Source organism: Streptomyces javensis (genome assembly GCF_039525925.1).
In the GTDB taxonomy this organism is placed as follows: Bacteria; Actinomycetota; Actinomycetes; order Streptomycetales; family Streptomycetaceae; genus Streptomyces; species Streptomyces asiaticus.
The window spans coordinates 1-12,835 of record NZ_BAAAIF010000132.1; the positions used below are offsets into that span (position 1 = coordinate 1).

Annotated in this window: 2 protein-coding genes; both read right to left on the reverse strand. The window is 71.9% G+C overall.

Annotated elements, in window-relative coordinates; all coding sequences use genetic code 11:
• The coding region (locus ABD329_RS46305; protein WP_425574475.1) for a type I polyketide synthase at positions 1–1,816 on the reverse strand (1,816 nt) is incomplete at its 3' end.
• Between the two features lie 43 nt (positions 1,817–1,859).
• Positions 1,860–12,695 (reverse strand): type I polyketide synthase, encoded by a 10,836-nt coding sequence (locus ABD329_RS46310; protein ID WP_344318079.1) that lies wholly within the window; start codon positions 12,693–12,695, stop codon positions 1,860–1,862.
• Between the last annotated feature and the right edge of the window lie 140 nt (positions 12,696–12,835).

A 12,835-nucleotide genomic window follows, 5' to 3' on the forward strand; every position in this document is an offset into this window, starting at 1 on the left:
ACGGCCCCAACGCCGCCGCACACTCACCCAACCGCTCCGCGAACACCGGCGACGACTCCAACAACCCCGCCGCCATCCCCACCCACTGCGACCCCTGACCCGGAAACACCAACACCGCACGACCATCACCACCGGCCACGCCCCGGACCAGCCCAGAGACGTCCCGGCCCTCCGCCAGCGCCGCCACCCCACCGGCCAAACCGCCCCGGTCCCCGGCCAGCACCACCGCACGATGCTCGAAGACCGTACGTGTCGTCGCCAGCGACCATCCGACATCCCCGGCCGACAACTCCGCCCGCTCCCCCACGTACGACGCCAGCCGACCCGCCTGCGCCCGCAACGCCGCCTCGGAGCGAGCCGTAAGCACCCACGGCACCACCGCCGAGTCGTCCCCGCTCGCCCCCTCGTCCGCCGCGTCGTCCTCATCGACGACCGGCGCCTGCTCCAGCACCACATGGGCGTTGGTGCCGCTGACGCCGAAGGCCGACACACCGGCCCGGCGCGGTTCGCCGCTCTCCGGCCATGCGACCTGCTCGGCCAGCAGCTCGACCGCGCCGGCCGACCAGTCCACATGCGGCGTCGGCTCATCGACGTGCAGCGTCTTCGGCAGCGCACCGTGTCGCATGGCCAGGACCATCTTCATCACACCGGCCACGCCCGCCGCCGCCTGCGTGTGGCCGAGGTTGGACTTCACCGACCCCAGCAGCAGTGGCCGACCGTCCGCGCGGTCCTGCCCGTAGGTGGCCAGCAGCGCCTGGGCCTCGATGGGGTCGCCCAGCGTCGTACCCGTGCCGTGGGCCTCGACCGCGTCCACCTCGGCGGCCGACAGCCGCGCGTTGGCCAGGGCCTGGAGGATGACGCGTTGCTGGGAGATGCCATTGGGCACGGTCAGGCCGCTGCTGCTGCCGTCCTGGTTGACGGCCGAGCCCCGGACCACCGCGAGCACCGGATGGCCGTTGCGGCGCGCGTCCGACAGCCGCTCCAGCAGCAGCATGCCGACACCCTCACCCCAGCCCGTGCCATCCGCGGCCGCCGCGAAGGCCTTGCACCGGCCGTCCGGGGCGAGGCCCCGCTGACGGCTGAACTCCACGAAGAGGCCGGGCGTGGACATCACGGTCACGCCACCGGCGAGGGCGAGCGGGCACTCCCCCTGCCGCAGGGACTGCACCGCGAGATGCAGTGCCACCAGCGACGATGAGCAGGCGGTGTCCACGGTCACCGCGGGCCCTTCGAAGCCGAAGGTGTACGAGAGCCGCCCGGACATCACACTGGCCGCACCACTGGTGGCCAGGAAGCCCTCGACGCCCTTCGGGGCCTGCCGCAGCGCGACGGTGTAGTCCTGACCGTTGGTGCCCACGAAGACACCGGCCTTGCTGCCGCGCAACGAAGCCGGGGTGACCCCGGCCCGCTCCATGGCCTCCCACGACGTCTCCAGCAGCAGCCGCTGCTGGGGGTCCATCGCCAGCGCCTCACGCGGTGAGATCCCGAAAAAGGTGGGGTCGAAGGCGCCCGCGTCGGAGAGGAACGCGCCCTCCTTGACGTACGAGGTGCCGGAGCGGTCGGGGTCCGGGTCGTACAGCTCCGCCAGGTCCCAGCCGCGGTCCTCCGGGAACGCGCTCACGGCGTCCTCGCCACGGGCGAGCAGCCCCCACAGCTCCTCCGGAGACCGCACACCGCCGGGGAAGCGGCAGCTCATCGCCACGATCGCGATCGGCTCCCGGGACTTGTCCTCGACATCGCGGAGACGCCGCTGCGTCTGGCGCAGGTCGGCCATGACGCGCTTGAGGTACTCGACGAGCTTCTTTTCGTTTGACACTTGGCCCTGCCCCCTCGAAGAAACCAGGTGGTTCTCGTTCATGTCAGGCGTCTCCGAGTTCTCGGTCGATGACGTCGAAGAGCTCGTCCACCGATGCGCTTTCCAGGTCGTCGTCGGCGTCGTCGCCCCGTACGGCGATCCCGCCCCCGCCGACGGGTTCGCTCAGCTTGGCCAGCACCGACTGGAGCCGGACGATGGCCTTGGCCCGGGTGATGTCGTCCTGCGGCATGGCCGTGAGGACGGTTTCGAGTCGGTCGATCTCGACGGGCAGGGACTTCTCCGGGGCGGCCTCGTCCTCGACCAGCTCCCCCTTGAGGTGGCGGGCCAGCGCGGACGGCGATCCGTAGTCGAACAGTGCGGTCGGCCGCAGCCGCAGCCCGGTGGCCGCGTTGAGCCGGTTGCGCAGTTCCACGGCGGTCAGCGAATCGAGCCCCATGTCGAAGAAGCCACGCTCGCCGTCGATGCCCTCGTGCGTGGCGTATCCGAGCACGGCCGCCGTCTGCGTACGCACCAGATCGAGCAGGACCGGCTCGCGTTCCGCCGCCGGGAGCTCCGCGAGTGTCGAGGCGAGCGTCGACCGGTCGGGGCCGGCCGCCTGCCCGTCCAGAGTGGCCCCGGCGGTCTGCCGTGCCATCCTGACCTCGGCGATGTCGCCGAAGAGCAGGCCGAGCCGGGTGCCGTCGACACCGGCGGTGAAGCGCGGCCAGTCGATGTCGGTGATGACCGGGCAGGTGTCGGACTGGTTGACGGCCCGCGCCATCGCGGTGACGGCCAGCTCGGGCTCCATCGCGGGCAGGCCGAACCGCTCCATGCGGCCACTGACGGCCGCGTCCTGGGTGGCCATGCCACCGTCGGCCCATGGCCCCCAGGCCACGGAGGTGGCGGGCAGGCCCTCGGCACGGCGGTGTTCGGCGAGCGCGTCCAGGAAGGCGTTCGCCGCCGCGTAGTTGCCCTGTCCGGCTCCGCCCACCGTCGCGGAGAACGAGGAGAACAGCACAAACGCCGAAAGGTCCAGCTCGCGCGTCAGCTCGTGCAGATGCCACGCCGCCTCGGACTTCGCCCGCAGCACGCCTTCGAACCGGTCCACCGACAGCCCGTCCAGCACCCCGTCGTCCAGCACACCGGCCGTGTGCACCACCGCCGTCAGCGGGAACTCCTCCGGCACCCGGGCCAACAGCCCGGCCAGCGCCTCGCGGTCGCCCACGTCGCAGGCCGCGACCGTCACCCGAGCGCCCAACTCGGCGAGCTGTGCCCGCAACTTGTCCACGCCCTCGGCCGCCGGGCCGCGCCGCGAGACCAGCAGCAGATGCTCCGCCCCGGCCCGCGCCAGCCACCGGGCCACATGGGCGCCCAACGCACCCGTGCCACCGGTCACCAGCACCGTCCCCGACGGCTGCCACGCCTCTTCGCTCTCGGCGCCCACCGCCGCACGGACCACACGGCGGGCGAACGGACCCGACGCCCGCACCGCCACCTCGTCCTCACCGGTGGCGCCGCTGATGACGGCGGTCAGCCGCTCCAGGGCCCGGCCGTCCAGCGCCCGGCCGTCCGGGATCTGCGGCAGGTCGACCAGGCCGCCCCAGCGCTCCGGGGCCTCCAGTCCGGCGACCCGGCCAAGCCCCCACACCGCCGCCTGTTCCAGGCTCGACGGGCGCTCAGAGCCGCCCGTCGCCACCGCACCGCGCGTCACACACCACACACGGCCACCCACACCCGCGTCCCCGACCCCCTGGAGCAGGGCCAAGGTCAGCGCAAGCCCCGACGGCACCGCCGCATACCGGCCGTGCCGCCCTTCCGCCAGTGCCAGCAGCGACAGCACTCCAGTGACATCGGCGGCCCTGTCCTCGCTGCCCAGGGCGTCGCGTAGCCGGGCCGCCACCGCCTCACGGTCGGCGTCGGCATCCTCGAGCTCGACGACCACAGGCCGCGCGCCCCGCGTGGCCAAAGCGGCCACGACGTCCGCCACCCATGCGTCGTCGGCCAGCCCGGAAGGAACCGCCACGAGCCACGATCCCGTCAGCGAGGCAGCCGCCACCTCCGAGACCGGCGACCAGGCGATCCGGTAGCGCCACGCGTCGACCTGCGACCGCTCACGGCTACGACGCCGCCACGACGACAGGACCGGCAGCACCGCCGCGAGCGACTCACCCCTGGCCGCCTCGCCCTCGACGGCCAGCGTGTCCGCGAGCGCCGAGAGGTCCTCGCGTTCCACCGCGTCCCAGAAGTCGGCGTCGGCGGAGTCGCGTTGGGCGTCTGCCGTGCCGTGATGGGTTTCCGGCGCCGCCCCTGTCGCAACCCAGTAGCGCGTGCGCTGGAAGGCGTACGTGGGCAGCTCCACCCGCCGCGCGCGTCGTCCGGCGATCGTCGCGAGCACGGCCGTCCACTCCACCGGAACACCTCGGACATGGGCCCCGGCCGCGAGCATCAGAGCGGTCTCGACCTCGTCGCGACCGGATCGCGCGGCGGGTAGGAAGACGGCGACGTCTGTCGTCTCCTCCGGCAGGCATTGCTCACCCATCGTGGACAGGACCTCGTCCGGGCCCAGCTCCAGGTAGCTGGTGACTCCGGCGTCGGCCAGGCTCGCTACCCCGTCGGCGAAGCGCACGGTCTCGCGGACGTGCCGTACCCAGTACTCGGCGGAGCACAGCGCCTCGGCGTCCGCCACCAGGCCCGTCAGGTTCGACACGACGGGGATACGCGGAGGCGCGTACGACAGCCCCTCGGCCACCCGCCGGAACTCGGCCAGCATCGGCTCCATCAGGGGTGAGTGGAAGGCGTGGGAGACGCGCAGCCGCTTGGTCTTGACCCCCTGAGCCTCAAACTGCCCGGCGACCTCCGTCACCGCCTCTTCCACACCGGAAATCACGGTCGAACGCGGACCATTGACCGCCGCCACACTCACCTCGGCCCCACGACCGGCCAGCAACGGCAGTACATCGGCCTCGGCGGCCTGCACCGACACCATCACCCCACCCGACGGCAACCCCTGCATCAACCGCCCACGAGCCGCCACCAACACACACGCATCCGCAAGCGACAACACCCCCGCCACATACGCCGCCACCAACTCACCAATCGAATGCCCCGCCACGAAGTCCGGCCGCACACCCCACGACTCCACCAACCGGAACAACGCCACCTCCACCGCGAACAACCCACACTGCGTATACGCGGTCTCATCCAGACCATCCGCGCCCCCACGGATCACCTCCCGCAAAGGACGATCCAACACCCCGTCGAACCGCCCACACACCTCATCGAACGCCTCCGCGAACACCGGAAACGCCTCACACAGCCCCAGCCCCATCCCGACCCGCTGACTACCCTGACCCGAGAACAACACCGCCAACTTGCCCGACACCACAGAGCCCTGGACCACCCCCGGCGCCGGATCGCCGATCGACAGCGCCTCCAAACCCCCGACAAGACCGGCCCGGTCAGCGGCCAGCACCACCGCACGATGCTCAAACGCACTACGCGTCGTGACCAGCGACAACGCCACATCGGCCGCCGACGCCTCCGCCCCGGCCCGACTGCGCGCGTACGACAGCAGCCGCTCAGCCTGAGCCCGCAGCGCACCCTCGGACTTCGCCGACACCACCCACGGCACCAGCGCCGGCTCATCGAGCCCGTCGGTCACCGGCTCGGCGACGGACCGCTCCTCGGGGGCGTGTTCCAGGATGACGTGCGCGTTGGTGCCACTGATCCCGAACGACGACACACCCGCGCGCCGCGGACGGCCCGTCTCCGGCCACTCCACCGCATCCGTCAGCAGCTCCACCGCTCCCGCCGACCAATCCACATGCGGCGACGGCTCATCGACGTGCAGCGTCTTCGGCAGCACACCGTGCCGCATCGCCAGCACCATCTTCATCACACCCGCCACACCGGCAGCCGCCTGCGCATGACCGATATTCGACTTGATCGCACCCAGCCACAGCGGCCGTCCCTCGGCGCCACGCTCCTGCCCGTACGTCGCCAGCAACGCCTGCGCCTCGATCGGGTCGCCCAGCTTCGTTCCCGTACCGTGCGCCTCCACCGCGTCCACCTCGGCGGCCGACAACCGAGCACTCTCCAGCGCCGCCCGGATCACCCGCTGCTGCGACGGACCATTCGGCGCGGTCAGACCGTTCGACGCACCGTCCTGGTTGACCGCGCTGCCCCGCACCACCGCGAGCACCTGGTGACCGTTCCGCCGCGCGTCCGACAGCCGCTCCAGCAGCAGCATCCCGACGCCCTCGGCCCAGCCGGTACCGTCCGCGGCGCCCGTGAAGGGCTTGCAGCGCCCGTCGGGAGCCAGTCCGCGCTGGCGGCTGAACTCGACGAACGCGAGCGGGCTGGCCATGACCGTCGCGCCGCCCGCGAGGGCCAGCGAGCACTCGTCCTGCCGCAGCGCCTGTGCCGCCCAGTGCAATGCCACCAGCGACGATGAGCAGGCGGTGTCCACGGTCACCGCAGGTCCCTCGAAGCCGAAGGTGTAGGAGATGCGTCCCGAGGCGACGCTTCCGGCGTTGCCCGTCATGAGGTAGCCCTCGGTGGCCTCGCCGGCCTGCTGCACCGCATCGGTGTAGTCGTGGTAGGTCAGCCCGCAGAACACACCGGTCTGGCTGCCGCGCACCGACGCCGGGTCGATACCGGCCCGCTCCAGCGCCTCCCACGACGTCTCCAGCAGCAACCGCTGCTGCGGATCCATCGCCAGCGCCTCACGCGGCGAAATCCCGAAGAACTCCGGATCGAAATCACCCGCGTCGTACAGGAAACCACCCTCACGCGCATACGCCGTACCCCGGTGATCGGGATCCGGGTGATACAGACCCTCCAGGTCCCAGCCACGGTCGTCGGGCAGCCCCGAGATCGCGTCCCCGCCGCTGATGAGCAGTTGCCACAGCTCTTCGGGGGTACGCACACCGCCCGGGAAGCGGCAGCCCATCCCGACGATGGCGATCGGCTCGTCGTCGGTCGTGGCCCCGCGCACCGAAGGCGTGGCACGGGTCCGGTCGAGATCCGGGGTTTCGGCTGCGGCCGGTAGGGAGCCCACCAGCTCGTCGAGGACGTGGCGGGCGACCGCGGTCGGTGTCGGGTAGTCGAAGACCAGCGTGGCCGGAAGCCGAAGACCGGTGGCGGCGTTAAGGCGGTTGCGCAGCTCGACCGCGGTGAGCGAGTCGAAACCGATGTCGCTGAACGCACGGTCGGGAGCGATCGCGTCCGACTCCGTGTGGCCGAGCACGGCTCCCGCGTGATCGGTCACCAGCTCCAGCAGGACGTCCTCCCGCTCGGACCGGGGCAGATCCAGGAGACGGCGTACGAGGGCGGTGGCGCCGCCCTGGTCGTCGGCGGTGGCGTCGATCACCCGTCGGGCCGGGGCGCCGATGAGGTGGCGCAGCAGAGCGGGGGTGGTGCCGGGCCGAGCGTGTGCGCGGAGCACCGCGACGTCCATACGCGTCGGCACCAGCAGGGCGTCGTCGGTCGTGGGTGCCGCGTCGAAGAGCGCGAGCCCCTCGTCGGCGGTCAGCGGGGTCATCCCGAACCGGGCCATCCGGGCCATGTCGACCTCGCCCAGGTGGCCGGTCATATCGCTGCGTTCGGCCCAGAAACCCCAGGCCAACGACACCGCGGCGAGCCCACGCGCCCGACGCCGCGCCGCCAGAGCGTCCAGGAACATATTCGCCGCCGCATAGTTCCCCTGCCCCGCCGCACCAAAAGTCGCAGCGGCCGACGAGAACATCACCAACGCCGACAGATCCAGATCCCGCGTCAACTCATCCAGATACACCGCCGCATCGACCTTCGGCCGCAACACAGCGTCGATGCGCTCCGGCGTCAACGACTCCACCAGACCGTCATCCAGCACACCGGCCGCATGCACCACACCACGCAACGGACGATCCGCCGGAATGCGCGCCAACACCCCCGCCAGCGCCTCACGGTCGGCGACATCGCACGCCTCGAACACCACGCGCGCGCCGATGTCGGCGAGCTCGGCTTCCAGCTCCGCCGCGCCCGCCGCGTCACGGCCGCGACGCGACACCAGCACCACGCTGCGCACCCCGTGGCGGGCGACCACATGACGCGCCACCAAGCCGCCCAGTACGCCACTGGCGCCCGTGATCAGCACCGAACCGCCGGGCTCCCACACCCCGTCTCGCTGGGTCGTCACGGGTACCAGGGCCCGGGTCAGCCTGGGGGCGTACGCACCGCCGCCACGCACGGCGAGCTGAGGTTCTCCGGTGGCCACCGCCGCGCCGATCGCCTCGGCGGCCCACTCCAGGTTGTCCAGGTCCACCAGGACGAATCGGTCCGGATGCTCGGCCTGTGCCGAGCGCACCAGACCCCAGACCGCGGCGGCCGCCGCATCCGGCACGTCCTCACCCGCTACGGCCGCCACCGCACCCCGCGTCACCATCACCAGTCGCGAGTCGGCGCACCGCTCCTCGGCCAGCCACACCTGGAGCGCGTCCAGGGCGCGATGTGTCGCGCGGCGGGTGGCAGACACCAGGTCGTCCTCCGCCACGGCGGAACCGGTTGCCGAGGCGGTGAGGAACGGCAGGAGTACGAGGTCGGGTACGTCCGCGGCCGATGCGTCGGGCCGGAGCAGCGCGCCCATGTCGTCGTACTCGTCGATCCGGCCACCGCTCGTTTCGAGCGCGGTACGCAGCTCGGCACTCTCAGGGCCGACGATCGACCAGTGGGCGTGATCCGGCACGACACCGGCGGAGCCCGCCGGGACACTCATCCACTCCACCCGGAACAGCGACTCATGGGGCCTCCGGCCCCCGGTGAGCTGCTCCGATACGAAGGTGCGGGTCGCCACCGCGGCCACTTCGGCCACCGCATGGCCCGATTCATCGGCCAGCAGGATCGCCATGCCGTCCGGCCGCTCCGTGGAGAGCCGTACGCGCAGGGTCGTCGCGCCGGTGGCGTACAGGGACAGCCCGGTCCACCGGTACGGGAGCCGGACGCGGCCCCCGTCGTCGGCCATCGGATCGGCCACGGCGTGCAGGGCCGCGTCGAGCAACACGGGATGCAGACCGAAGCGACCGGCCTCCGAGCGCATGTCCTCCGCCAACGCCACCTCGGCGAAGATCTCCGCACCACGACGCCACGCATGGCGCAGGGCGTGGAACGCCGGACCGTACTCGATACCGCTGTACGCGGCCGCGCTCGCATACCGGTCGGCGAGGTCGATCGGCGAGGCATCCGCCGGTGGCCACTGGCCGAGCCCGGTCTCCGCCGGCGCCGTGGGCCCCTCCGCGGTCAGCACACCGGTGGCGTGGTGGGTCCACGGGAGGTCGGCGGGCCCGTCCTCGACGCGCGAGTAGAGGTTCACGGTGCGTCGTCCTGAGTCGTCCGGGCCGCCCACCGTCAGTTGCAGCTGGACGGCGCCACGCTCGGGAAGGGCGAGGGGCGTTTCCTGCGTCAGCTGCTCCAGATGGCCGCGGCCGACCGCGTCACCGGCTCGCAGCGCCAACTCGACCAGGGCGGACCCGGGAAGCAGCGCGGTGCCGTGAACGGTGTGGTCGGCCAGCCACGGGTGCGTACGGAGCGAGAGCCGACCGGTGAACAGCCACCCACCGGACTCGGGCAGCGCGACCGCCGCGCCGAGCAGGGGGTGGTCGGCGGAGACCAGCCCGGCCGACGACACATCGCCCGCCACTGCTGAGGGCTCGACCCAGTAGCGCTGGTGCTGGAAGGCGTACGTCGGCAGATCGACCCGCCGCGCGCCCGCGCCCGCGAACACCCCGGCCCAGCCGACGGACGCGCCGCCCACGTACGCCTCGGCCAGGGAGATGGCGAACCGGTCGAGCCCGCCTTCGTCACGGCGCAGGGACCCGACGGCGGTGACCCGGGTGCCGTGCTCCTCGGCGGTCTGCTCCACACCCACGGTGAGGACCGGATGGGCGCTGGCCTCGATGAACGTATCGAAGCCGTCGGCCAGCAGTGCGCGTACGGTCTCGTCGAAGCGCACGGTCTGGCGCAGATTGCGGTACCAGTACGCGGCGTCCAGATCGGCCGTATCGAGCACTCCGCCGGTCACCGTCGAATAGAAGGGAATCGACGCCGACCGAGGACTGATCCCCGCCAGATCATGCGACAACTCGCCCTCGATGGCCTCGACATGGGCGCAGTGGGAGGCGTAGTCCACGGGGATACGGCGCGCCCGGATTCCCTCGCCCTCGCACGTCGCCAGCAGCTCGTCCAGCGCGTCCGCGTCACCGGAGACCACGACAGCCGAGGGCCCGTTCACCGCCGCCACCGACAGCCGCTCACCCCACCGGCCCAGCCGCTCCCGCACCGACTCCACCGGCAACGACACCGACACCATCCCGCCGAGCCCCGACAACGCGCGCAGCGCCCTGCTCCGCAACGCCACCACGCGAGCCGCGTCCTCCAACGACAACGCACCCGCCACACACGCCGCCGCGATCTCACCCTGCGAGTGGCCGATGACCGCCGCAGGCTCGACACCGTACGAACGCCACAACTCAGCCAGCGACACCATCACCGCCCACAACACCGGCTGCACCACATCCACCCGCTCCAACGCCACCGCATCGCCGAGCACATCCACCAACGACCACTCCACGAACGGCGCCAACGCCGCCGCACACTCCTCCAGCCGCTCCGCGAACACCGGCGACGACTCCAACAACCCCGCCGCCATCCCCACCCACTGCCACCCCTGACCAGGGAAAACAAGAACCGCACGACCGTCAGCACCGGCCACACCCCGGATCAGCCCCGAGACGTCCCGGCCCTCCGCGAGCGCCGCCACGCCATCGACCAGACCGTCCCGGTCCCCGGCAAGCACCACCGCACGGTGCTCGAACGCACTCCGCGTGGTCGCCAACGACAGGCCGATCTCCTCGGCCGACAGCTCCATCCGCTCGCGCACATGGGCCAACAGCCGGTCCGCCTGTGTCCGCAGCGCGGCCTCGGACTTGCCCGAGACCAGCCAGGGCGTGACGGGTAGCCGGCCCAGGCCGCCGACCGGCTCGTCCACGGCGGGCCGCTCGGCCACCGGCCGCGGCGGAGGCGCCTGCTCGAGGATGACGTGCGCGTTGGTGCCGCTGACGCCGAAGGAGGACACGCCCGCCCGACGGGGCCGACCGGTCTCGGGCCACGGCGTGGCGTCGGTCAGCAGCCGGACGGTGCCGGGAGACCAGTCCACATACGGGGAGGGCTCGTTCACGTTCGGCATCCCGGGCAGCAGGCCGTGGCGCATGGCCAGCACCATCTTGATCAGGCCCGCCACACCGGCGGCCGCCTGCGTATGCCCGATGTTGGACTTGATCGAGCCGAGCCACAGGGGCTGTTCGTCGGTGTGCTCCCGGCCGTAGGTGGCCAGCAGCGCCTGGGCTTCGATCGGATCGCCCAGCGTCGTACCCGTACCGTGGGCCTCCACGACATCGACCTGCCCGGCCGGGAGCCCGGCGTTGGCCAGTGCCTGGCGGATCACCCGCTGCTGTGAGGGGCCGTTGGGCGCGGTGAGGCCGTTGCTCGCACCGTCCTGGTTGACGGCGGAGCCGCGTACCACCGCCAGCACCTGGTGACCGTTGCGCCGCGCGTCCGACAGCCGTTCCAGCAGCAGCATGCCGACGCCCTCGCCCCAGGCGGTGCCGTCGGCGGCCGCCGCGAACGGCTTGCACCGGCCGTCCGGCGCCAGGCCCCGCTGACGGCTGAACTCCACGAAGCCACGCGGTGACACCATTACCGAGACGCCACCGGCGAGCGCCAGGGAGCACTCGCCCTGCCGCAGCGCCTGCGCCGCCAGGTGCAGCGCCACCAGGGACGACGAACACGCGGTGTCCACCGTGACCGCTGGCCCCTCGAAGCCGAAGGTGTAGGAGATGCGGCCGGAGACGACGCTGGCCGCGTTGCCGGTGGCCACATAGCCTTCGGTGGTCTCCGGGGCCCGGTCGACCAGGGACACGTATTCCTGCCCGTTGGTGCCCATGAACACGCCGGTACGGCTGCCGCGCACCGCCTCCGGGTCGATTCCGGCCCGCTCCCACAGTTCCCATGACGTTTCCAGCAGCAGCCGCTGCTGGGGGTCCATCGCCAGCGCCTCACGTGGCGAGATGCCGAAGAAGGACGCGTCGAAGCCGCTCACCTCGGAGAGGAACGCACCCTCGCGTACGTAGCTCTTCCCGATCGCGTCGGGGTCCGTGTCGTACAGCCCCTCGAGGTCCCAGCCACGGTCCGTGGGGAAGGGCGAGACGGCGTCCTCTCCGGCGGCCAGCAGCCGCCACAGGTCGTCGGCGGAGCGTACGTCGCCGGGGAAGCGGCAGCTCATCGAGACGATCGCGATCGGCTCGTCCGCCGCGGTGGACCCGATCGTGGCCACATCCGCCGTCGCGCCATCCGTCTGCCCCTGGTTGCCGAGCAGTTCGGTGAGCAGATATCCGGCCAGCGCGGTCGGTGTGGGGTAGTCGAAGACCAGGGTGGCCGGGAGTTGGACGCCCGTGGCCTCGCTGAGCCGGTTGCGCAGGCCCACCGCGGTCAGGGAGTCGAAGCCGATCTCCATGAAGGCGCGGCCGGGTCCGATGGCGTCCACACCGCTGTGGCCGAGTACGGCGGCCACATGGACACGCACGAGCTCCAGCAGGGTGCGCTGCCGTTCGGTCTCGGACAGGGGCTCCAGACGACGGACGAGTGCCGAGGACTCCTCGGTGTGCGCGGGGTCGGTTTCGCCGGGCCGGGCGGTCGCGGTCAGCTTCCGGACTTCCGGGACTCCGCTGAGCAACCGGGACAGCCGCCGGGCCTCGAAGGTGTCGGCGAACCGCTCCCAGTCGGCGTCGACGACGGCGAGAGCGGCGTCCGGGTGGGTGACCGCGCGCTCCAGCGCCGCCAGGGCCAGCCGTGGATCCATCGCGGTCATGCCATTGCGCCTGATGGTGCGGCTGACCTCAGCGCTGCTGACGGCCATGCCGTTGTCGGCCCACGGCCCCCAGGCCACCGAGGTGGCCGGGAGCCCCGCACCGCGCCGCCACTGCGCCAACGCGTCCAAAGTCGCGTTCG

Coding starts and splice junctions, on each gene's coding strand:
- ABD329_RS46310 (WP_344318079.1), bottom strand. CDS start 12,695: ATGACCGCGATGGATCCACGGCTGGCCCTGGCGGCGCTGGAGCGCGCG.